General features: G+C 63.8%; 18 protein-coding genes and 2 pseudogenes. 1 reads left to right on the plus strand and 19 read right to left on the minus strand.

From position 1 onward, the window contains the following. From JHD73_RS17695 to JHD73_RS17770, 16 genes and pseudogenes are all read right to left on the minus strand, one after another. A pseudogene (locus JHD73_RS17695) lies at positions 1-698 on the minus strand (hypothetical protein); the annotation flags it as partial. A 369-nt stretch (positions 699-1,067) separates the two neighbouring features. Further along, a complete protein-coding gene (ybeY, locus tag JHD73_RS17700) occupies positions 1,068-1,886 on the minus strand; it encodes an rRNA maturation RNase YbeY (RefSeq protein ID WP_199031570.1) in 819 nt (272 codons plus the stop codon). Positions 1,887-1,888: 2 nt separating this feature from the next. Next, positions 1,889-2,881 (minus strand): PhoH family protein, encoded by a 993-nt coding sequence (locus JHD73_RS17705; protein WP_199031571.1) that lies wholly within the window; start codon positions 2,879-2,881, stop codon positions 1,889-1,891. 21 nt (positions 2,882-2,902) lie between these two features. Beyond that, the gene (gene miaB, locus JHD73_RS17710; RefSeq protein WP_199031572.1) at positions 2,903-4,270 is read right to left on the minus strand and encodes a tRNA (N6-isopentenyl adenosine(37)-C2)-methylthiotransferase MiaB; all 1,368 of its coding nucleotides are present in this window, start codon (positions 4,268-4,270) and stop codon (positions 2,903-2,905) included. 61 nt (positions 4,271-4,331) lie between these two features. Then, a complete protein-coding gene (locus tag JHD73_RS17715; protein ID WP_064801717.1) occupies positions 4,332-4,739 on the minus strand; it encodes a hypothetical protein in 408 nt (135 codons plus the stop codon). 90 nt (positions 4,740-4,829) lie between these two features. After that, complete coding sequence (locus tag JHD73_RS17720) at positions 4,830-5,828, minus strand: NAD(P)/FAD-dependent oxidoreductase (RefSeq protein ID WP_199031573.1); 999 nt, start codon at positions 5,826-5,828, stop codon at positions 4,830-4,832. A 135-nt stretch (positions 5,829-5,963) separates the two neighbouring features. After that, positions 5,964-6,854 (minus strand): OmpW family protein, encoded by an 891-nt coding sequence (locus tag JHD73_RS17725; RefSeq protein ID WP_199031574.1) that lies wholly within the window; start codon positions 6,852-6,854, stop codon positions 5,964-5,966. A 200-nt stretch (positions 6,855-7,054) separates the two neighbouring features. Then, positions 7,055-7,969, minus strand: a complete 915-nt coding sequence (locus JHD73_RS17730) for a DUF1571 domain-containing protein (protein ID WP_199031584.1) — start codon at positions 7,967-7,969, stop codon at positions 7,055-7,057. A gap of 35 nt (positions 7,970-8,004) precedes the next feature. Beyond that, the gene (locus JHD73_RS17735) at positions 8,005-9,786 is read right to left on the minus strand and encodes an AMP-binding protein (RefSeq protein WP_199031575.1); all 1,782 of its coding nucleotides are present in this window, start codon (positions 9,784-9,786) and stop codon (positions 8,005-8,007) included. 90 nt (positions 9,787-9,876) lie between these two features. Beyond that, a complete protein-coding gene (locus JHD73_RS17740; protein ID WP_199031576.1) occupies positions 9,877-11,208 on the minus strand; it encodes an acetyl-CoA C-acetyltransferase in 1,332 nt (443 codons plus the stop codon). Next, positions 11,198-12,151, minus strand: coding sequence for a MaoC/PaaZ C-terminal domain-containing protein (locus JHD73_RS17745; protein ID WP_199031577.1), 954 nt, complete (start codon positions 12,149-12,151; stop codon positions 11,198-11,200). Before JHD73_RS17745 ends, JHD73_RS17740 begins: the two co-directional genes overlap by 11 nt. Positions 12,152-12,158: 7 nt before the next feature. Further along, the gene (locus tag JHD73_RS17750; RefSeq protein WP_199031585.1) at positions 12,159-13,571 is read right to left on the minus strand and encodes a 3-oxoacyl-ACP reductase; all 1,413 of its coding nucleotides are present in this window, start codon (positions 13,569-13,571) and stop codon (positions 12,159-12,161) included. Positions 13,572-13,590: 19 nt separating this feature from the next. After that, the gene (locus tag JHD73_RS17755) at positions 13,591-16,101 is read right to left on the minus strand and encodes an acyl-CoA dehydrogenase (protein WP_199031578.1); all 2,511 of its coding nucleotides are present in this window, start codon (positions 16,099-16,101) and stop codon (positions 13,591-13,593) included. A gap of 108 nt (positions 16,102-16,209) precedes the next feature. Continuing rightward, positions 16,210-17,265, minus strand: coding sequence for a TetR/AcrR family transcriptional regulator (locus JHD73_RS17760; RefSeq protein ID WP_199031579.1), 1,056 nt, complete (start codon positions 17,263-17,265; stop codon positions 16,210-16,212). Between the two features lie 257 nt (positions 17,266-17,522). Continuing rightward, on the minus strand, positions 17,523-18,545 hold the full coding sequence (locus JHD73_RS17765) for a histone deacetylase family protein (protein WP_199031580.1): 1,023 nt from the start codon (positions 18,543-18,545) through the stop codon (positions 17,523-17,525). Between the two features lie 37 nt (positions 18,546-18,582). Beyond that, a complete protein-coding gene (locus tag JHD73_RS17770) occupies positions 18,583-19,890 on the minus strand; it encodes an MFS transporter (RefSeq protein WP_199031581.1) in 1,308 nt (435 codons plus the stop codon). Positions 19,891-20,026: 136 nt separating this feature from the next. Between JHD73_RS17770 and JHD73_RS17775 the strand changes: the two genes are divergently transcribed. After that, the gene (locus JHD73_RS17775; protein WP_199031582.1) at positions 20,027-21,031 is read left to right on the plus strand and encodes a LysR family transcriptional regulator; all 1,005 of its coding nucleotides are present in this window, start codon (positions 20,027-20,029) and stop codon (positions 21,029-21,031) included. Positions 21,032-21,084: 53 nt separating this feature from the next. Here the strand turns inward: JHD73_RS17775 and JHD73_RS17780 are convergent. From JHD73_RS17780 to JHD73_RS17790, 3 genes and pseudogenes are all read right to left on the minus strand, one after another. Further along, a pseudogene (locus tag JHD73_RS17780) lies at positions 21,085-21,426 on the minus strand (transposase); the annotation flags it as partial. 51 nt (positions 21,427-21,477) lie between these two features. Continuing rightward, positions 21,478-22,332: a hypothetical protein gene (locus tag JHD73_RS17785; protein WP_199031583.1), complete on the minus strand. Its 855-nt coding sequence runs from the start codon at positions 22,330-22,332 to the stop codon at positions 21,478-21,480. Then, on the minus strand, positions 22,289-23,206 hold a 918-nt coding region (locus JHD73_RS17790), incomplete at its 5' end, for a glycoside hydrolase family 19 protein (RefSeq protein ID WP_306663084.1). The genes JHD73_RS17785 and JHD73_RS17790, both read right to left, overlap by 44 nt.

The raw sequence follows: 23,206 nt of genomic DNA on the forward strand, positions 1-23,206 counted from the left end.
GTCGGTGTCGGTGTCGGTGTCGGTGTCGGAGTTGGAGTTGGAGTTGGACTCGGACTCGGACTCGGACTCGGACTCGGGCTAGGGCTAGGGCTAGGGCTTGGGCTTGGGCTAGGGCTTGGGCTAGGGCTTGGGCTAGGCGATTTGCCGGGCGCTGGAGCGGGGGCCGGCGAGTTGTTGTTCGTGGAGGGTGGTGCCGTCACGTTGCTGGTCACAGGAGCTGGTGCCGGCGTGGTGACGGGGTCCGATTTGTTGCTGTGGTAGCGGCCGAGCGTGGTGGCGCCGGCGTAGGCCGTCCAGCGTCCGGCGATTTCCATATCGGCGCCGGCCAACCAGTGGTCGCCGGTTGCGCCGACGCCTACCAGCGCCTTGCTGCTCGCGAAGTCGTAGCCGCCGCCGATGAGCGCTTGCACGCTGGTACTGCCGACCACTGCCTGTACACGTGGGCGGATCGTGCCCTGCGCGATCATGAAGTTCACTTCCGCGCCGACCACGTTGTTGCTGCCCGAGACATTGACGGTGCGGCAAGCAATCTGCGCGCCCGGATGCCATGCGCCGTCGAACACGACGACGATGCCCGCGTAGCACGATTGCTTGTGGTCTGCGTGGGCGATGCGTGGCGTGACCGCCAACGCAGTGCCGACACCGACGCCCACGAGCAGCGTAGCCCATGGGATGCTGTCCATGAAACGTTGACGCATGATGACCTCCCCGGGGGGCCGAGCCCGCCTGTGCGTGGGTTGGCCCATGACGCCTTGCGTGGCGACGTTTATCGAGCGCGCTCGGGTGGCGGCTTATGTGTCGAGGATAGGGATTGCCATGGCAAAGCCCATGCGCCATACGGAGAGCAGGGCGGGTACCGGATGGCCGACGGTCGATGCGGGGCGTATGAGCGATTCGATGGGCGCGCGCCTGCATCGAATGGCGGAGGAAATGCCGCAAACCCTTGTCAGGACTGGATCTGCGGAAAACGGACTTGATTCAGCGTTGAAACGCGGTGTTTCGTTTGTGTAGCAGGAAGCAAAAACGCCGGCACACGGCCGGCGTTTGAGAGCAATAGGGGATGCGCGTCAGCGGCTCGCGTACGGATCGGCAAAACCCAGATCGCCGAGGATCTCGGTTTCGATGCCTTCCATCTCTTCGGCATCGGCAGGGTCTTCGTGGTCATAGCCCTGAGCATGCAGCGCGCCGTGCACGATCAGGTGCGCATAGTGCGCGACCAGTGGCTTGCCTTGTTCCTTGGCTTCCTTCTCCACCACCGGGCAGCACAGCACGATGTCGGCGGCAACCGGGTCTTCCTCGCTTTCTGCGTACGAGAACGTCAGCACATTGGTGGCGTAGTCCTTGTCTCGGTAGGTGCGGTTGAGCGTGCGGCCTTCTTCTTCGCCCACAAAGCGCACGTTGAGCTGTGCATCGGCAAACAGCGCCGGGGCGATCCACGCTTCGATGTCCTTCTCTTTCGGCAGCGCCTTGCGGGCAGCGGCCTTCAGCTCATCGCCGTGCTGCACGGTGAGGTCGAGCGTGAGCATTTCTGCGTCGTCGAGGGCTTCGCCGCCGTGGTTCCAGAACGTGTCGTCGAGGTTTTCGGTTCGCTCGGTTTGTACCGGCTCGGCCTCGATGCGCAGCGTGACGCTGTCGTGGTGCTCGGGGCGCAGCGACAGCATGGCGTTCGTGTTGGTGTCCGAATGCTCGGCAACAAGGGTGATGGCTCCATCGGCGGTATCGGGCACGCTGATGATCAGGCTGCGGCCATCCGCAAAGGCGATGCGCAGGGCGCTGGCGTCCACCGTCTTCGGCTTGCCCTTGGCGTCGAATACATCGACACGCGGGCCGAGTGCTTCAGGCGCAGCGGGTTGGGTTTTCTTGGTCTTGGTTTTGTCTTTAGCCACGTTCAGGCGTCCTTATGCTGGGCATGGAATTCGTCATAAGCCTCGACGATGCGGGCGACCAGCGGGTGCCGCACCACGTCGATGCTGGAAAAGCGCGTCATCGACACGCCGCGCACGTCACGCAGCACGTGCTGCGCTTCGACAAGGCCACTCTTCTGGCCGCGCGGCAGGTCGATCTGCGTGGTGTCACCGGTGATCACCGCCTTGGAGCCGAAGCCGATCCGCGTGAGGAACATCTTCATCTGTTCCGGCGTGGTGTTCTGGGCTTCGTCCAGGATGATGAAGGCGTGGTTGAGGGTGCGCCCGCGCATGTATGCCAGCGGCGCGATCTCGATCATCTGGCGCTCGAACATCTTCTGCGTCTTGTCGAAACCGAGCAGGTCGTACAGCGCGTCGTACAGCGGGCGCAGGTACGGGTCGACCTTCTGCGCGAGGTCGCCCGGCAGGAAGCCCAGGCGCTCGCCGGCTTCCACAGCAGGGCGCGTCAGCACGATGCGCTTGATGGCGTCGCGTTCCAACGCATCCACCGCGCAGGCGACGGCCAGGTACGTCTTGCCCGTACCTGCCGGGCCGATGCCGAACGACAGGTCGTGCGAGAGGATGCTGCGCAGGTATTCGCGCTGCATGGGCGTGCGGCCATGCAGATCGGTGCGGCGCGTGTGCAACACCGGCGAGAGGTCGTTGCCGTCGGGCACGTCGACGCTCGATTCCGGCAGGTAGGCGCCGTGCGCAGCCACCTGGCGGGTTTCCACCAGGCCAAGCTGGATGTCGTCCACCGACAGCGGATCGCGTGCGGCGTTGTAGAACGTTTCCAGCGCATTGGCTGCGCCTTGCGCGTTGGCGCCGCGCACAGTGAACTTGGCGCCGCGCCGGTTGATGGTCACGTCCAGCGCCTGTTCGATCTGGCGGAGGTTTTCATCCAACGGCCCGCACAGGTTCTGCAGGCGCGCGTTGTCGTTCTTGGGCGCGGTGAATTCAGCGGTGGTCGGTTTCATCCAATCCGTCTGTGTTGATGATCAATGGGTCACACGGTTGTCATCGGCGACCACCTCACCGCGCAGCGAGTGCGGGAAGGCGTGCACGATGCGCACGTCCAGCATCTGGCCGATCAGCTGGTCGCGGCGCGCTTGCGGCAGGTCCGGCAGGGCAAAGTTGACCACGCGGTTGTTCTCGGTGCGGCCGTGCAGCTCGGTCGGGTCCTTGCGCGACGGGCCTTCCACGAGGATGCGCTGCACGCTGCCGACCATGCCTTGGCTGATGCGCGCGACGTTCTCTTCGATGGTCGCCTGCAAATGTTTCAGGCGTTCGAGCTTGACGGCCTGCGGCGTATCGTCATGCAGGTTGGCGGCCGGCGTGCCGGGGCGCGGGCTGTAGATGAAGCTGAACGAGGTGTCGTAGCCGATCTCGTGAATCAGGTCCATCGTCTTGGCGAAGTCCGCATCGGTCTCGCCCGGGAAGCCGACAATGAAATCGGTGGCGATCGAGATGTTCGGCCGGATCGCACGCAGTTTGCGGATGCTGCTCTTGTATTCGAGCACCGTGTAGCCGCGCTTCATCGCCATCAGGATGCGGTCGGAGCCGTGCTGCACGGGCAGGTGCAAGTGGTCGACCAGCTTCGGGTTGGTGGCGTAGGCCTCGATCAGGCGCGAGGTGAATTCCTTCGGGTGGCTGGTCGTGTAGCGGATGCGCTCAATGCCCGGAATCTCGGCCACGTATTCCAGCAGCAGGGCAAAGTCCGCGCGCTCGCTGGTGTCGCCCATCTTGCCGATGTAGGCGTTGACGTTCTGGCCCAGCAGCGTGACTTCACGCACGCCTTGCTCGGCCAGGCCGGCCACTTCAGCCAGCACGTCATCGAAGGGGCGCGAGACTTCTTCGCCGCGGGTGTAGGGAACGACGCAGTAGCTGCAGTACTTTGAGCAGCCTTCCATGATCGATACGAACGCCGTGGCGCCTTCCACGCGCGCGGGCGGCAGGTGGTCGAACTTCTCGATCTCGGGGAAGGACACGTCGACTTGTGAGCGGCCCGTGCTGCGGCGCGCGGCGATCAGCTCCGGCAGGCGGTGCAGCGTCTGCGGGCCGAAGACGACGTCCACGTAGGGCGCGCGCGCCACGATGGAGGCGCCTTCCTGGCTGGCGACACAGCCGCCCACGCCGACCACGAGGTCCGGCTTGAGCGCCTTGAGCGCCTTGACGCGGCCAAGCTCGGAGAACACCTTCTCCTGCGCTTTCTCACGCACGGAGCACGTGTTGAAGAGGATCACGTCCGCATCTTCGGGCGTGTCGGTGGGGACGAGACCTTCGGCAGCGTTGAGCACATCGGACATCTTGTCCGAGTCGTACTCGTTCATCTGGCAGCCGTAGGTTTTGATGAAGACTTTTTTCATGTGCCGTTCACAGTGGTTGACCTGGGGGCACGTGCTTCGTGGGGCGTTCTGACGTCTGGCGCTACTGAGACTGCGCCTGAGCCTGAGCGGCGACCGCGGCCTTGTAGTCGTCATCACTGACGACCCAGGCCGTCAGCAACTGCTGATACAGGTCGAGCTGATAGCGCACCTTGAACGTCTGGCCGACCACCGAACCCGGCGGCATCAGCCGGCCATCCAGCGACAGGATCCGCACGCCGGGGGCGAAGCGGATATCAGCCTTGGTGGTTCCGAAACCGAGCAGCAGGATGTTCACCAAGCCCGTGCTGCCAGTGGTCAGCGTGCCGGTATTGACCGAATTGACGGTCAACTGGGCTGCCGGAGCCACCGCCGGAATGTTGCGCAGGACTTGCGCATGGGCGGACAGCAGCGGCGCTGATGCCGCAACCGCGGCAAAGGCTAGGGCGAGGACTTGGCGTCGGGTGCGCATGGCGTCGTCAGGAGAAAGCCACCGCCGGGTGAGCGACCCGGCACACGAAACACGAGACAACCCGACATTGTAACGCTGGCCAGTGTGTTCCTATAGCGCTTCGGCAATCTTTGCGGCCAGCGCAACACCGCTCAGGAACGCGGCCTCGACACGCGGGCCCTCGCACCAGTCGCCGCAGGCGCCCAGGCGGGCGGCGGTGTCCCAATGGCAGGGCATGCCGGCGGATTGTTCGACCAGTGCATGCGGCCACAGATGCGCCGCCATGATGTCGGGCTCAGGCGTGCCGGGAAAGGCCTCGGCAAAGTGGGCGTGCATGGCATGCAGCGCCTGCTCGGGGGTGTCGTTGGCGTGTGCGGCCGACCAGCCCGGCGACGCATGCACCACCCAGGATTCATCGACCATCACCCGGCCCGGCTTGGTGTTGTCGCGGGCGGCCCAGGCGAGCATGTCGTCGTCAATGCGGATGCCGTCATACGGCAGGTCCAGCGATTGCGTAAAGCCCATCATCAACGCCCAGCAGGGTGCGTAGCGCACCGGCGAGATGGCTTCCTGCAGCGAGGCGGGTGCCACGTTGCCAAACAGCGCCGGCAGTTCGGGCGCGGGCAGGGCCAGGGCGACGATGTCGGCATGGGCGGTGTCGGCGCCGGCGCGCTCGATGGTCCAGCGGCGCCCCTCGTGTGCGACGCGCGTGACGGCGTGGCCGAAGCGCACATCCAGCGGCGTCGCCAAACTGCGCACCAGCGCGCCCATACCGGGCAGGCCGACGTAGCGGGCCTCGTCGCGTGAATCCGCCTGCAGGGCGTCTGCTGTGCGATGCCCCCAGCGTGCCGGCCACGGCATCACCGAGCCTTGCCGGCGGGCGGCATCCACCGCACGGCGGAAGGCTTCGCTGCGCACGTTGAATGACTGTGCGCCGTGGTCAAAGGCGTAAGCCGGGGCGCCTTCGGGCAGCACCGTGGTGGCCAGCCGGCCGCCCACGCCGCCGGCGCGTTCATAGACGGTGGCGGCAATGCCTTCTGCGGCAAGCGCGTTGGCACAGGCAACACCGGCAATGCCGGCTCCGACGATGGCGATGGAAGGCTGGGTCATGGGTGGCGTGGCGGGCAGGGTGAAACGGGCGAGCGATGCTGAAACCCCGCCATCATATCGGTTCCTATCATCGTGAAAAGCGGCAATGAAAAACGCCACCCGGAGGTGGCGTTTGTTCAGGCGCAACGTTGCGGCTTAGAACCGATAGCCGAGGTTCAGGCCGAACACCAGCGGGTCGACCTTGATGTCGGTCTTGTTGACCGCCAGCACCTGACCCTGCGCACTGCGGATCGTGATGGTGGAAGTCGTCTTCAGCGGCAGGTACGACACGGTGCCCGTGGCGATCCAGTTCTTGGCGAACTCGTACGACACGCCAATGTTGGCAACCGGCGTCCAGGAGCTCGACGTTTCCGCCGTCACCTTGGCGGTGCCGCTCGGCACCTGGCCCATGCCGAGCTGCAGCACCTGACCGAGGTTCTGCAGCGCGTTGACGAAGTTCGGGTTCAGCTTCAGGTTGGTGAAGAAGTTGTAGCTGACGCCCGCGCCGATGAACGGACGCAGCTTGCTTTCCTTCGTGCCGAAGTAGTACTGGGCGACGATGGCCGGGCTCCATTCACGCACGGTGGCGACCGGATTGTTTTGCGGCAGGCCAAGGTTGATGAGCGTCAGCGGCCCGATGACCGGTACCGGCGCGATCACGTTGCCGCTGCCGTACAGGTTGAACTTGGGCGGCACGCCACCCACGAACGTACCGGCGATGTTGTCGGTAAAGAAGTGCGTGAACGTGAGCGACAGCGTGTTGGCGTTACTGACTCGCACGTCAGTTCCGGGCGACTGGTACGTGCCCAGGCCCAGCGCGCTCGTGGTGGTGGTCAGCGGCGTGGCCGAATCCATCGGACGGATATAGAACCAGCCCACCGCCGCGACGTTGCGGCCCCAGACGTAGTTGTCCATGAAGCTGCTGAAACCGCCGCCGCTACTGCTGCTGGAGCCGGCATCGGACGATTGCGCATGAGCGAGGGGGACAGCGAGGGCGCTGGCAGCGCAAGCGAGTGCTGCAGCAAAGCGGCGAGTGGTGCGGTTCATGTGGTTGTCTCTCTGGATTGGATTGTTATTTCGCCTGGGTGTGGCGATTTGTGTTTCCGCAGCATAACGCAGCGTTTTCGCTGCGTTCACCGAGGTTTTCCTCTAGCTGGTACGCACACCACAGGGGTTTCCCCTAATCCTGTTTCATACCGGCTGTCAGTCAGCGGAGCCTTGGTGCACAACGGTCTGCGGGTGAGGCTTTAAAACTTGTATTCCGGGTTCTTGGGGTTGAAGGTCTGGTCGTTCCAGGTCTTGCGCGTGACGCTCTCGATGACGATCTTTTCGATCTGGTTGCCCGACTCATCCCAGGATTCTTCGACACGAACCCAGGGGTTTTTCAGGTCGAACGACAGCCGCACACGCTTGGCGTAGAACGTGGGCGGGCCACTGGGGGCATCCCAGGTCAGGCGCAGCATGCGCTCGCCGCCTTCGGTCACCATCTTGGCTTCGTTGAACTTGCCGCTGCCGCCCGCCGCCACGTGCGCGCGCCCATCGCGTTCCACCGTGTCGACGATGAACTGCAGCCCCAGCTCACGCGCGGTGTGGTTCGACTGCGATTTGGCCAACGACCCATCCAGCGCGCTCCAGATGGCGGCAAAGCCGAAGAGGCCGCCCAGGTGGCCGTACATCTCATCCTTGCGCGCGGTCTCGTCGTAAATGATTTCCTGGCCTGCATGCGAGCCGCCCTTGAGCCAGCGGGCGTAGACCTGGCGCGGTGCATTGCGATAGCGGATCAGCATGAGGGCCGGCTGGCTCTGCCACTGGTCTTTCACGCGCTCCTGCCGGCGCATGCGGTATTCGTACTCGGGCAGCTTGGCCACCTCGGCGCGCAGCCAGCGCACCAGTGTCTCGGGCTTCATCGCCTGGGCCATGGCGAGGATGTCGTCGTCGGACCAATCGGCAAAGGCGTTGGCATGGACCTGACCGCTGAGCCAGGTTGTCTGCCGGGCGACGTCCATGGCGGCAAAGCCGGCGATGGCGGTGGATTGCGATGCCGGTGCCGCAGTGGCGGTGGGCACTGCGGGTGCTGCGGGTGCAGAAGCTTCGGGGGTCTGGGCCCAGGCCGCGGTCGTGCAGACCAGTGCCGTCGCCAGGGCAAGCGTGCGCAGTTGCATGCGGGTCTTCTCCATCGTTGCGATCGTGGGGGTGGTCATTGCTGTGCCTGTGCCTGTGCCTGTGCGCGGGCGCGCTTGATGTCGGGATCGGCATCGCGCAGTTCGCGGCGCAGGATCTTGCCCACGGTCGACTTGGGCAGCTCTTCATCGCGGAACTCGATAATGCGCGGCATCTTGTAGCCGGTCAGGTGCGCGCGGCAGTGTTCGAGCAGCGCAGGCTCCGTCAGCGCGCCAGTGCGGCGTACCACGATGATCTTCACCCGCTCGCCTGCCACCGGGTCGGGCACGCCGATGGCGGCCACTTCCAGCACTTCGGGGTGCAGCGCGACGGCGTCTTCGATCTCGTTCGGATACACGTTGAAGCCCGAGACCAGGATCATGTCCTTTTTGCGATCGATCAGGCGGATGTAGCCGTTGGTGTCCATCACGCCGATGTCGCCGGTGGAGAACCAGCCGTCGGCGTCGATGGCTTTGGCGGTTTCATCTGGGCGCTGCCAGTAGCCGCGCATGACCTGCGGCCCGCGTACCTGCAATTCGCCGGGCTCGCCCAGTGGGGCGATGCTGCCGTCATCGGCCTTGAAGCGTACCTCGGTGGACGGCGCCGGCAGGCCGATGGTGCCGCTGAACTCGGTCACCTGTGGCGGGTTCATCGACACCACGGGTGAGCACTCCGTCAGCCCGTAGCCCTCAACGATGGTGTGGCCCGTCACCTGCTTCCAGCGCTGGGCGATGGCGCGCTGCACCGCCATGCCGCCGCCGATGGTGATCTTCATGGCCGAGAAATCGCGCTTGGCGAACTCCGGGTCTTCCAGCAGCGAGTTGAACAGTGTGTTGACGCCGGCAATGCCTGAGAAACGTTCATTGCGCAGGATAAACAGCACGCGCTTGGTGTCGCGCGGATTGGCAATCAGGATGTTGCGCCCGCCCATGGTCATGAACATCAGCAGGTTCACCGTGAGCGAGAAGATGTGATACAGCGGCAGCAGCGTGACATTGGTCTCCGCATCGCCCGAAAGCATGCCCTTGGACCACACCTCCGCCTGCAGCAGGTTGGCGATGATGTTGCGGTGGGTGAGCATGGCGCCCTTGGCCACGCCGGTGGTGCCGCCGGTGTACTGCAGGAAGGCGATGTCTTCCGGCGCCAGCGACACGGCTTGCGGCGACCGCGTGCGGCCCGTGGCCAGCGCATCGCGCAACCAGATGGGAGCGGGCAGCTTGTACCGCGGCACCTGCTTCTGCACGTTGCGCATCACAAAGTTCAGCGCGCGGCCCTTGAGGTTGAGCGCCCCGCCCATCAGGTCGCCAATGCCGGTGAGGACGATATTGCGCACCTGTACGGGTGCCGCCAGGGGCAGCGCCTGTTCCAGCGTGCGCGCAAAGTTCTCCAGCACGACGATGGTCTGGGCGCCGGAATCGCGCAACTGGTGCGCCAGCTCGGGCACCGTGTACAGCGGGTTCACATTGACGACGATGGCACCCGCCAGCAGCGTGCCGAACAGACACACCGGATACTGCAGGCTGTTGGGCAGCATGATCGCTACGCGGTCGCCCTTCTTCACGCCGCGCGATTGCAGCCATGCGGCGAACTGCCTGGCCTTGCGCTCGCATTCGTCGTACGTCATTTCCGTGCCGACGCTCACATAGGCGACCCGATTGCGATACTTCTCCACCGATTCGCGAAACACCTCGGCCAGCGAGTGATAGCGGTCGGGGTCGATCTCGGCGGGTACGCCTTCGGGATACGACTTCAGCCAGATGCGGTCGCTCTGGTCGGTCAGGCTCGAGTTTGGCTGAGTTGGGTCGGCAACGGTGTTCATGGTGTCTCCGTCCATGACAAATGCGGCGAGCTGTTGTTATGTGCCGCGCGGGTTTTGAGGTCGGGCCGTTTCCGTTTTGGCCCGAGCGGTTTAGTGCGACATCGTTTCAGGGCGCTCCAGAATGGCGACCACGCCTTGCCCACCGGCCGCGCATATCGACACCAGCCCGCGCCCGCTGCCCCGTTGCGCCAGCATCTTGGCGAGCGTGGCGACGATGCGCCCGCCCGTGGCGGCAAACGGGTGGCCCGTGCCCAGCGAGCTGCCGTTCACGTTGAGCTTGCTGCGGTCGATGCTGCCCAGCGGTGCGTTGCGGCCGAGTTTTTCGCAGCAGTACTCGGGCGACTCCCATGCCGCCAGCGTGCAGAGCACCTGGGCAGCAAAGGCTTCGTGGATCTCGTAGTAGTCGAAGTCCTGCAGCGTGAGGCCCGCGCGCTGCAGCATGCGCGAGACGGCATAGGCCGGTGCCATCAGCAGCCCTTCGTTCTGCTCGGGTGTGCCGCTGAAGAAATCGACAGCAGCCGTGTCCGCGCAGGTCATGTAGGCGAGCACGGGCAGGTTGTGTTCGCGCGCCCAGTCCTCGCTGGCGAGCAGCACGCACGAGGCACCGTCGGTGAGGGGCGTGGAGTTGCCGGCGGTCAGGGTGCCGCTGGCGCTGCGGTCGAACACCGGTTGCAGCTTGGCAAGCTGATCCGCCGTGAGGTTGCTGCGCAGGTTGTTGTCGCGATCCAGCCCGAGGTGGGCGGTCATCAGGTCGGTGAAGAAGCCACGCTCGTAAGCGGCCGTCAGGTTGTGGTGGCTACGCAGGGCCAGTGCATCCTGGTCTTCGCGGCGAATGCCCCAGCGCTTGGCCATCAGCTCGCAGTGCTCTCCCATCGACAGGCCGGTGCGTGGCTCGCTGTTGCGCGGCAGGAGCGGCCGCACAAACATCGACGGCCGCAACCCCGCCAGCGCCTTGAGGCGTGCGCCGGTGGACTTGGCGCGGTTGGCTTCCAGCAGGATCTTGCGCATCTTCTCGTTCAGGCCGACGGGCGCGTCGGACGTCGTATCCGTGCCGCCCGCGATGCCCACGTCGATCTGCCCCAGCGCGATCTTGTTGGCCACCAGGATGGCCGCTTCCAGTCCCGTACCACACGCTTGCTGCACGTCATACGCTGGCGTCTGCTTGGCGAGCGTGGTGGAGAGCACCGATTCGCGCGTCAGGTTGAAATCCCGCGAGAGTTTGATCACGGCGCCAGCCACCACTTCGTCCAGACGCTGTCCGTGCAGGTTGAAGCGGTCGACCAGGCCCTGCAGGGCGGCGGTCAGCATCTGCTGGTTCGATGCGGTGGCGTAGGCCGTGTTCGAGCGGGCGAACGGAATGCGGTTGCCCCCGAGGATGGCGACGCGGCGCACCTGTGCACCTGCATGCACGTTAACGAGCATGGATTCGGTCTCCCGTGTTGTCTTGTTGTGCTTGCGGCAGTGTCAGCACGCCGCGCAGATAGGGTTTGTCGCCGGCGGTGTTGCGTACCTCGAACGCGCGGCCTGGCGTCGCTTCGCCGGCTTGCCACAGCGTGGCCGCACCAGGCAGCGACAACGGCGTCTTGAACTCGGCCACCACCTCGCCCTGTGCAAGCGGCGCAGCGGGCAGCAGCGCAGCCAGTGCGCGTGCCTTGGTCCACATGCCGTGGGCGATGGGGTGCGCAAAGCCGAACAGCTTCGCGCCAAGGTTCGATACGTGGATCGGGTTCCAGTCGCCCGAGACGCGGGCATAGCGGCGGCCGGTGTCGGCAGGGGCATCCCAGTGGCCGTCGCGCGACAGGTCCTGCTCGGCCGGCAACGCAATCAGCGGTGCCCCCTGCGGAGACGCCACGCCTACGCGCAGGTAGGTCGAGAGCGATTCCCACACCACGGCGCCCGCCCTGACTACCGCGGTTTCAATGGCAAATGCCTGCCCGCGTGCATGCTGGAACAACCGGCGCGGGCGGACTTCCACACGCACGCGTTCTCCGGCGGTGAGTGGCCGATGCTGGCGGATCGTATTGCACAGGTGCACCAGCCCGATGACCGGATAGGGAAACGCCGATTCCGTCATCAACATGAGTTGCAGCGGAAAGCCCAGCAGGTGCGGATACGTCATCGGCACGCCATGTGCGGGCGAGAAGCCGCAAACGGCGGCGTAGTGCGCGATGTGCTCTGCATCCAGCGGCACCTCCTGCCGTACCAGCGTATGGCGCGGCAGCGGCCCGCCGCGCTTGCCCTTGCGTTGCGACAGCAGCGCCCGCCACGCCAGCGCCTTGGCTGACGGCGGCGTTGCTACCAGCGTTTGTGTGGCAAAGAGCGGCGTGACGGTTGCGCGGGTGCGTGTGGCAACGGTGGGCGGCATGATCGTTCTAGGCTCCGAGCAGGCTCTGGCCGCACACGCGCACGACATTGCCGGTCACACCGTTGGACGCCGGGCAGGCAAACCACGCTATCGCCTCGGCCACGTCAACCGGCTGGCCGCCCTGGCTCATTGCGTTCATGCGGCGGCCCGCCTCGCGGATGGCGAAGGGCACGGCCGCCGTCATCTGCGTTTCAATAAAGCCCGGTGCAACGGCATTGATGGTGATGCCGCGCTGGGCCAGCAGTGGCGCACTGGCTTGCACCAGCCCGATCACGCCCGCCTTGGACGTCGCATAGTTGGTCTGCCCCAGGTTGCCCGCAATGCCGCTGATGGACGACACGCAGACGATGGCCCCGCCCGCATGCAGCGCGTTGGCAGCAAGCAGCGCATCGTTGATGCGCAACTGCGCGGTGAGGTTGATGTCGAGCACGCTGCGCCACGCCGGTTCAGTCATGCGGGCGATGGTCTTGTCGCGCGTGATGCCGGCGTTGTGCACGAGGATGTCGATGCCGCCCGCGGCAGCCAATTGTTGTGCCAGCAGGGCGGGTGTTTCCGGCGCGGCAATGTCGTATGCCAGTGCTTCACCGCCGATCTCCTGCGCCACTGCGCTCAACCCTTCCTGCGCGGCGGGCACATCGAGGCACAGCACACGTGCACCGTCGCGCGCCAGCACATGCGCAATCGCCGCGCCGATGCCGCGCGAGGCACCCGTCACCAGTGCGGTACGCCCGGCCAGCGGCTTCTGCCAATCCACGGAGACCGGCGCTGCGGCTCGCACGCGTACCACCTGCCCCGATACATACGCCGAGCGCGCCGACAGCAAAAACCGCAGCGTCGACGCCGCCACGTTTTCAGCTCCTTCGGCCACGTAGACGAGCTGCGCCGTGCAACCGCGCCGGATCTCCTTGCCGAGCGAGCGCGTCATCCCCTCCAGCGCGCGCTGGGCGATTGCAGCCTTCGGTGTCTTGCAGTCTTCAGGCGGACGGCCGATGACCACCACGCGCCCACAGCGGCCGACGGCACGCACGCCGTCGTGGAACACGTGATACAGCGCGTCGAGGTCTTCCGTTGTTTGAATGCCGGTGGCATCGAAGACGATGCCACCAACGCGGTCAAACGCATCGCCTTCCTTGCCTGTGGGCGCAACAAAGCGCCCGGTGATCTGCCCATGCCGGTTGGCAGCGCCGAGCCATTCGGGGTCGCTTTCATGAAAGCGCGTAGGTACGCCGATCTCGGCAAACAGCGCGGCCAGTGTTTCGCGCATCGCGCCGCCCGGTGCGGCCCCCACCAGGAACGGGCCGACGAACTCCGGTTTTCCTTCCTGATACCGGCGCAGCGGCACCGGTTGCGGCAGGCCAAGGTTGGCAGACAGCCATTTGCCAAAACCGGAACCGACGAAATCGAGGTACTTGTCTTGCATCGTTGTTGTTGTGGTTGGATCAGGCTGCGCGGCGTTCTGCGGCTTGCAGGGCATCGAGCGCATCCTTGCGGCGCTGCAGATCGGCCAGCAGGTTGAAGTCGGGCGGGAAATCATCCACGGCGACGGCGTGTTCGCCGTAGCGCGCGTAGTCGCACAGTTGCTTGCGTTCGGCCTCGTCGATGAGGCCTTGTGCCACGGCCTGCGCAGTCCAGTCTTCGAAGTCGGGCAGGCTTTGCGGCACGGGCGGCAGCTTGCCTTCTCGGATGACGGGTTTCAAGCGCTGCTCGATGGCATCCACTGCCGGTTGCAAGCGGAAGGCCGCTTCGCCATAGGCGATCGGGTCGATGTCGGGCGTGGGGCAGTACGAATCGGCCAGCAGGCGGTCACGCGCGGCGCCCGGTGTTTGCATCAGTTCCGCCACTTGCGCAGCCAGCGCATCCGACGGCTTGTGATAGGCCGCGCCAAACGGAAAGATCAATGCGCGCAGCAATCTGGCGATGCCCCGGCTCGGAAAGTTCGCCAGCACGCCGTCCAATGCATCGTGCGCCTTGACCAGCGCGTCTTGCACCGACCAGTGCACCAGCGGCGCATCTTCGGCCGGGCGACCCTCGTCTTCAAAGCGCTTGAGCGCAGACGAGATCAGGTACATCTGAGAGAGGATGTCGCCCAGCCGCCCGGTGATGCTCTCGCGGCGCTTGAGCGTGCCGCCCAGCGTGAACATCGACACGTCGGACAGCAGTGCAAGCGCGGTCGAGAAGCGGTTGACGGCCTGGTAGTAGCGGTGCATTTCCGGCGCGGCATTGCTGGGTGCCGGCGCCACGCGCCCGCCCGACAGCGCATGCAGGAACGCGCGCACGAAGTTGCCCGCGATGAAGGCGCCATGCCCGAACAGTGCCGCATCAAAGGCGCGCACGCTCTCGGGGGAATCGGCACCCTGCGCAGCCGTCATTTCCCGCAGCACATACGGATGACAGCGGATCACACCCTGCCCGAAGATAATCAGGCAGCGCGTCATGATGTTCGCACCTTCCACCGTGATGGCAATGGGCACCTGCTGATACGCACGCGCCAGGAAGTTGTTCGGACCCATGCAGATGCCCTTGCCGCCGACGATGTCCATCGCATCGTTGACCACATCGCGCGCACGTTCGGTGACGTGGTACTTGGCAATGGCGGAGATGACCGAGGGCTTCTCGCCCAGGTCCACCGCCAGCGCAGACAGGCGCCGCGCTGCATCCATCATGTACAGGTTGCCGCCCATGCGGCCGAGCGCTTCCTGAATGCCCTCGAACTTGCCGATGGGCGTGCGGAACTGGCGGCGGACGGCGGCATACGCGCCGGTACTGCGTACGGCAATCTTGGCCAGCCCGACGTTGGACGACGGCAGCGAAATCGCGCGGCCTGCCGCCAGGCATTCCATCAGCATGCGCCAGCCACGGCCGACTTGCGGCTGCCCGCCGATCACCCAATCGATCGGGATGAACACATCCTTGCCGGAGTTCGGGCCGTTCTGGAACACCGCGTTCAGAGGCCAGTGGCGGCGGCCGATGTTCACGCCCGGGTGCTTGGTTGGGATCAGCGCGCAGGTGATGCCGGGTTCTTTGTCGCTACCCAGCAGCCCGTCCGGATCGACCGCGCGGAAGGCCAAGCCCAGCACTGTCGCAATCGGCCCGAGCGTGATGTAGCGCTTGCTCCAGGTCACGCGAAAACCCAGCGTCTCGCGGCCTTCGTGCATGCCGCGGCAGACCACGCCCACGTCGGGGATGGCAGCGGCGTCCGACCCCGCATACGCGTTGGTCAGCGCAAAGCAGGGAATCTCTTCACCGCGTGCGAGACGCGGCAGGTAGTGGTTCTTCTGCGCCTCGGTGCCGTAGTGCAGCAGCAGTTCAGCCGGGCCCAGCGAGTTCGGCACCATGACTGACACGGTGGCGGCCGAGCAGCGCGTCGCCAGCTTCATCACCACCTGCGAGTGCGCGTAGGCCGAGAAGCCTTTGCCGCCGTATTCCTTCGGGATGATCATGCCGAGAAAGCCCGCCTGCTTGGCATAGGCCCACGCCTCGGGCGACATGTCTTGCCAGATCTGCGTGCTTTCCCAGTCGTTGGCGAGGTCGCAGAGCTTCTCGGTTTCCACATCGAGGAACGATTGCTCCTCGGGCGACAGACGCGGCTGCGGCGACGACAGCAGCCGCTTCCAGTTGGGGCGGCCGGAGAAGAGTTCGGCATCCCACCAGACGGTGCCGGCTTCGATGGCGTCGCGTTCCGTTGGCGACATCTCCGGCATGATCTTGCGGAACATCGCCAGCACGCGGCGCGTGATCAGCGCACGGCGCAGCGGCTTGAGCGTGAGTACCAGCGCGGGCAGCACGAAGACGATGGCGAGTAAGGTGGTGAACACCGGGCCGGCAAGGCCGAGCCATGCACCCGCTGCCAGCCACACAACCGTGCCGGCCAACCAGGCCAGCGCTGGTGCCTCCATGCTGGCGAGGCCGAGCGCGCCAATGCAAAGCAGGACGATCCAGATCGTCGTCATGAGGGTCTCCATTCGATGCGTTCAAGCGCCGGGCATTCGGTGTGTGCCGAATGTCCAGCGATTCCCGTGCCTACGGGGGTGGAAGCTACGCCGCGCTTGGTGTTGCCGTCAGGCGCTGGGGCTGCGCCAGGGGCGCATCGGGTTGGCCGGGAAGATCGCGCGCGCGGCGTTGCTGCGGCGGATGGCCAGCGCACGGGTGCGTGCCGTGGGCGGAGAGCCGCCGTCCTCGTGCTCGTCACCGTCGTCGAGGGCGCTGTTGTGCTCGTCCTCATGCTCGTCGGCATCTTGGGCGGCACTGGCGCGTGCGCCGGGCGTGCGGCCGAACAGGTCACCGGCAAAGGGCGATGCGGTGGCGGGCGTTGTCGTGCGTTCGGGAGCGCGACCATTGCCGGTGCCGGATTGTCGCCCCGAGCCGTTGCCGCTGTCGTTGCCGTTGGGGGCATCATCGGCTGTCGCCATGGGCGTGGGGGCCTGGGCTTCGGCCAGTTCGACCACCTGGTCGAGGGCGCCGGCCTCGCCGGGCAGCGGGGCGTTGAGCGTGGCCACCACCAGCGCGGTCAGGCGCGCCAGCAGCGAGGCATCGTTCATCGGCTTGCCCTGCGTGAACATCGGCAGCAGGTTGTTGAGGTCATCGCCGGCCAGCACGCCCGCGAGCGCCTTGAGCGAGAAATGCAGGCGCCAGCCGAGTTCAGCGCGTGGCACATGCGGCAGCGCGGATGAGAACGCTTCGAAGAATCGACCGAACACCGGCGCGTAATGCCCAAGCAGATAGTTCTGCACAAACGGCGAGGTGTCGGAATACACGCGGCCCATCAGGCGCAGGAAGGCGGGGCCGCCCGTGTCGGGGTTGCGCGCCATCTGCAGCGCCGGCACAAACAGCGCGCCGAGCACGTGATCGCAGGTGAGCTGCTCCTTGGTCCAGCGTTCTTCGCAGGCGGTGAGCAGCGCCAGGCGGCGCGTGTTGAGTGGGTCCAGCCGGCGACCCAGCACCGACTGCATCAACGCTTCCTTGCTGCCGAAGTGATAGTTGACCGCTGCCAGATTGACCTTGGCGCGCGCGGTGATCTGCCGCAACGACATCGCCTCGTAGCCGAACTCGATGAACAGCAGTTCGGTGGCCTCCAGAATGCGGCCCTTGGTGTCTCCTGCTCCAGGACGTCCCATGTCTCCTACCTCGTTTTTTTGGGTCTGATATCGGGTCGATTGCTGCATTGCAGCGCTCCAACGCTCGATTCAAACATGTGTATGGGGTTGCCCGGGCATGTTAGGAACAGACGTTTGAAAACGCAAAGTTCCCAATTCGAGCAGGCACTCTAGACGAGGGGAGGTGGCCCGGAGAACGTATGAAACGCTTGGGCTGCGAAGTGAGTAGGCGCAAACATCAAAATTGCTAAAGCGATGTCTGCGCCTGGGGGAGGAGGTCAGCTGGTGGGATGAAGGCCGCCGAAGAATGCGGCAGCGTTTTGTGCAAGGGTGGCGAGGTGGTAGCCGCCCTCCTGGACAACCAGCGTCGGCAGCCCAAGCCCACCGATAGCCGTGCCGAGACGGCCAAAGCCTTCCGTCGACACATCCACCTGCGACTGCGGATCTTCGCGATAGATGTCGAAGCCGAGTGACAGCACCAGCGCATCCGGCTGGAAGCGTTCGAGCACGGCAAGCGCCTCGCCCAGCTTGTCGAAGAACACCGATTCCGGCGAGCGATGTGGCATCGGCAGGTTCACGTTCAGGCCAACGCCGTCGCCCGTGCCGCGCTCGTCATCAAAGCCGGCGACGACCGGGTAGAAGTTGGTCGGATCGCCGTGGATGGAGACGTAGAGCACGTCCGCGCGGTCGTAGAAGATCTCCTGGATACCCTGGCCGTGGTGCATGTCGGTATCGAGGATGGCGACCCGCTTGTACTTGGCGCGCAAGGCTTGCGCGGCCACGGCGGCGTTGTTGAGGTAGCAGAAACCGCCGGCGGCCTCGCGGCGTGCATGGTGGCCGGGCGGGCGGCACAGTGCGTAGGCCAGGCGCTCGCCACCGAGGATGGCCAGCGCGCCAGCCACCGCGCTCTGTGCCGACCAGTATGCCGATCGCCATGTGTTTGCGCCGATGGGGCAACTGCCGTCCGCCAGGTAGCGCGCGGCCTGGGCCAGCACGCCGCGCAGTGCATTGGGCTCGCGCACGAAGATGTTGGACATGACCTCGTCGCCCCAGTCTTCGGGCAGTCGGCGCCAGTCGGCGTGGGCGTCCTGCAGGAAACGCAGATAGGGCTCGCCGTGCACCGCAGTGAGCGGGGCGAGGCCGTGGTCCTCGGGCTGCGCGATGGTGAAGCCGAGATCGCGCGCGGCCTGCAGCAGGTTGCGCGCGCGGTCTGGCACCTCTTGCGGCGTGCGCATCTTGCCGCGCGAGTAGTAGCTCTGCGGATGATGCAGCAGCTGTTCGGGATGGAAGAACGTCAGCATGGGCGAAGCAGGTTGGGGGAGATCCAGAGGAATCACATCAGGCGTTCACGGCATCGCCGGCAGGAGCACGGCCGCGCTGGCGCGCATCGATGCCAGCGATGCACAACAGCGAGACACCTGCCAGCAGCGTGTAGAACACCGCCAGCGGCCACCATTCGCCGTGGAAGCGTTGCGCGAGGATGGTGCCCACCAGCGGCGTGAGCCCGCCCGCCACCGCACCACACACTTGGTACGACAGCGAGATCGCGGAGTACCGCACACGCGTTTCGAACACGCCCGATACAAAGCCCGCGATGACCGAGTAGAAGCTCGCCATGCACACCACGGCGATGGCGATCCCGAGAATCATCAACGGCGCCTGGCGCGTCTGCACCAGCAGGAACATCGGATACGGCGAGGCCATCGCCAGCAGCGCCATTAGCTTGAGGAAGCGCGCCCCGCCGAGCTTCTCCGCCAGCCAGGCCGCCAGCGGCTGCGCGAGGAACTGGATGAACGCCACGGCAAACAGGCAATCGAGAATCAACGTCTTCGACAGCGACAGGTACTGCGTCGTGTACGCGATCATGAACGTGTTGGTGAAGTACACACCCGCAATGCCGATGGTGTTGGCGCCAATGCACAGCAGCACCGGCACGCGCGCCGTGCGCCAGACCTCGGCGATCGGCAACTTGGCGGTCTTGCGCTGCGCTTGCACCTGCGCAAACTCGGGCGACTCGTTCACGCCCAGTCGGATTGCCACGCCCACGATCAGCAGCACCGCGCTGGCGAGGAAGGGCAGACGCCAGCCCCAGTCCATGAACACATCTTTCTCCATCGACGTGACGAGGCGGAAGGCCAGCAGCGAGAGGATCAACCCAGCGGGGCTGCCGAGCTGCGCGAACGACGCGAAGAACGTGCGGCGGCCCTTGGGCGCATGTTCGCCCGCCATCAGCACCGCGCCGCCCCATTCGCCGCCGACGGCGATGCCCTGCACCACGCGCAGCAGCACCAGCAGCACGGGCGCAAGCGCGCCGGCGGTGGCATACGTCGGCAACAGGCCGATGCCGATGGTTGCCAGGCCCATCATCGTGAGCGTGATCATCAGCGCCTTCTTGCGGCCGATGCGGTCACCCCAATGGCCGAACACGATGCCGCCAAGCGGCCGCGCGAAGAAACCCACGGCAAACGTACCGAACGACGCGAGCGTGCTGAGGAATGGATCACCGCCCGGAAAGAACAGCGGCCCGAACACGAGCGCTGCGGCGGTGGCGTAGATGTAGAAGTCGTACCACTCGATCATGGTGCCGACAAAGGCGGCCGTGGCCGCGCGCGCAGGCTGACGCCCGCCCGGTTGAGACGGTTGCATGTATGTAGCTCCTCACAGATGTGTTTTTTTAGCCCACCGTATCGAGACGGTGGATGCGTGTTTATTGCCGGTTGACGGGTATTAGTCAAATTCTGAATACTTATTGTTTGTATAAGCCTGACTCATATTCATCGCCATGGACCCGTCTGCACTGGACCCCGCACTTGTCAGCGACCGGCTTGACTGGAACCTGCTGCGCACCTTCCTCACCATCGTTCACGAGCGCAGCATCAGTCGCGCGGCGGTACGGCTGCACATCACACAGCCGGCGGTGAGCCTTGCGCTGCGGCGGCTGGAAGATCAGCTCGGTCACACGCTCATCGAGCGGCGTGGCTCGCACTTCCGCCTCACGCGCGTTGGGGAGGACGTGCTGCGCATCGCCACCGATGTCTACGGCAATGTCGCGCGGCTTGGCTCAGAGCTGGGCGAACCGCAGGACGATGTGAGCGGCGTGCTGCACTTGCTGACGGTCAGCCGCATCCAATCGGGCGTGTATGACGAGTGCCTGGCGGCGTTTCATCGGCATCACCCGCGTGTCGACCTGCAGGTGGACGTGATGCGCAGCGCGGACATCCTTGATGCGCTTGCGCAGAAGCGCGCCGGCGTTGGTTTGAGCCTGTGCCGTACGCCGATCGACAAGCTCGAGCGGCAGCTGTTTTTGCGGCAGCGCTATGCCGTGTTCTGCGGACGCCACCACCGCTTGTTCGGGCGCACCGGCCTGTCGATCAGCGATCTGCTTGGTGAGAACTTTGTCTCGTTCATGAGCGACCAGTTGGGCGATGCGCTGTCACCGCTGGCGGTGTTTCGGGATCAGCAGGGATTCACAGGGCGCATCATCGCCACGTCGCCGAGCCTGGATGAGATCAAGCGGCTGGTGTTTGCGGGGTATGGGGTGGGTTGTCTGCCGGAGCACATCGTGGCGGAGGATCTGGCGCAGCAGCGGCTGTGGAGGCTGCCGCCGGAAGAGGGCGTGGCTGATATCGACCTGTATCTGATGTGGCACAAGGAACGGCGTCTGGCGCCCGCCGAGGAGGCGTTTTTGGCGCACTTTCGGCGGTATATGGCGCGGTATTCGCTGGCGGAGCGGTTGGGGGATGTGGTGAATGCGCCGTTGGCGGCGTTGCGGGCGCCGGCGGGGTAGGGGGCATGACCCGCCGAAATCAGAGCAGTCAGCCCTGAACAATTCACTTAGTTCTTCATGCCTTCTGTCTCCACACCCTGATTGCCGCGATCAACAACCGCGATCCGTGGCTGTACGCCGTTCGGTATCTGCGCCTGCTCCAGCACCTCGGCCAGCGTGTGCCCGTCGTACGGATTGCCCGACATCAAGCGCGTTCCCAGCACCAGTCCTTCTTGTGCGTGGTCGTGATTGATACCTTCACGCCGAACTCGTACGGCTTGCGCGCCTTGCCCTTGGCCGGGCGCTTGACTTCTGGCGCATGCAGTGCACAGAGCTTGTTTATATTGGCCCTTTTGCTCCTGCGACAGAATCCGCTTGGGCCGACCAATCAAGTCGTCCAGCGTGGCGCGGCACTTCGCGGTTGTACTTCCGTCACGACATCAAACCATGCTGTGCCGCCTGCGACATCATGGATCGAGGGTGTCACATGTCACCCACATATTTAAGGGTCGTTTTCCGCCGTTGTAATTTATTTGACACCATCCACCGGTTTTTCTTTCGACAGTAACGTGGTCTCCATTTATAAGATATTTATTGGTTATGTCCTGAGCGTTCGGGCCGTTATACAAGTGGCTTTTGTGTTTCATGGACGCAGGAATGGAAACCTCCTGATTCATTAGTGGTGCGAAAGGTGATTTCGTTGATTCTTGAACTGGGTTTCTAGTTGTGTAGGGGTACTTGTAAGTTTTGTTTCCATTGGTCAACCAACTGTAACCCTCTCCAAACCATTCGGAAATTCTCTCATTCCTACGCAAGGTCGAGCCTGATTGATCGAATATAGAGACGGAATAAAATTTTCCGGAAGAATTTGGCTCAACAAGGGAGTTGCGGATTTCTATGGATTGGATAATGGCGATCTTATCTTCGTTATCTTGGTTGATGTGCATAGTAAAGGCATCAACTATTTCACCTGGGGATTCATCATAGAGAAGCCCTCTGCCTTCCGCTTTCCTTGGCTTTTGCCCATTTTGTATAAAATACAAGCTGATCTCATCGATGCCGACTGGGTTGCCGTTATTTTTGTCCAATACGGGCTGCTTTACAAAGCAAACAATTCCTCTTTCTGTTGATAGCGGTCGGTGGCTTTGTACGCCGCGGATGTCATTGCAAGTGAACTCAGCTTGCGCAGAGTGACAGCCGACAATGGCTAGTGAGGCTAGGATTTTGTTAATCATTTGTGCAACCGGATGAAAAATACTTATTGAAAATAATTGATATCTATCTTTTAAATTGTTGGCGCTCAGTGAGGCCTTTGTATCCACTATTTATTGGACGGGTTACCTTTTTTACCCCTTCATCGCCTGTGTTTAGGGGGTTGTCGGCAATGGCGCCAATTCTCCTATCTCTCCAGAACCACAGGCCTGTTTCTATGATGACTCTTGGGTTGTTTTCAACTAGCTCGGGTTGGCTATCAATTGGGTAGCCTATTTCGCTTGCGCACTTCTTATATGTTTCGTAGTGGGTGAGATGCAGAAGGCCTCGGCCACGGAAATCTTTTCCAGGTTGATCATTCGAGCCAAAACAATGTTCACCATATGCCGGGTCATTTGCTATCAGGTGACTTTGAATCCATGCAATTTTTGCTGCCGGACTGGGGAATGTCATGTTCTTTCTGGAAAACCCGTTGTTGATTACCGTGGGTGCCATGTTGTATAGAGATTGAGCGGTGTAGCTCGCGTAGTAAAGTGATTCTCTGAATGCTTTGAAGCGTTTGGTTTCATGCTTCGCTTGTGCCAATAAATGTTTTATCTGTTGGCAGGTGTTGATTCCATATTTGTCGAATAATTTTATTGATGCGCTAGAGAATTCGTCGAGAAAATTACCGCTGGCGTCGGGGGCAATCTTGGCCAAAAATGCCTTAGTTAGTGCGATTGATGCTCCACATTGTTTGCAAGTTGGAGTGGTTGCACCAGAAAAATTCCCCACCAACGCCCCCGGCTGAATATGAAATACATCCGAGTCCGGCAGGCTGGGCAGCTTGGCCTTCACCGCCTCCCACCACATAAGCCTCTCAATCCGCTGCTGCTCGGCGTTATGCTGGGCTTTCGGGCCGGTTTTCTCCTCGATGGCGCCGGTCAGTTGCTTCCACTTGTCCGGGTTGGCCCATTCGCTCTCGTGCTTGATGATGAGCCGTGA

Origin of the sequence: Ralstonia sp. ASV6 (assembly GCF_016429285.1) — a bacterium.
GTDB lineage: Bacteria > Pseudomonadota > Gammaproteobacteria > Burkholderiales > Burkholderiaceae > Ralstonia > Ralstonia flaminis.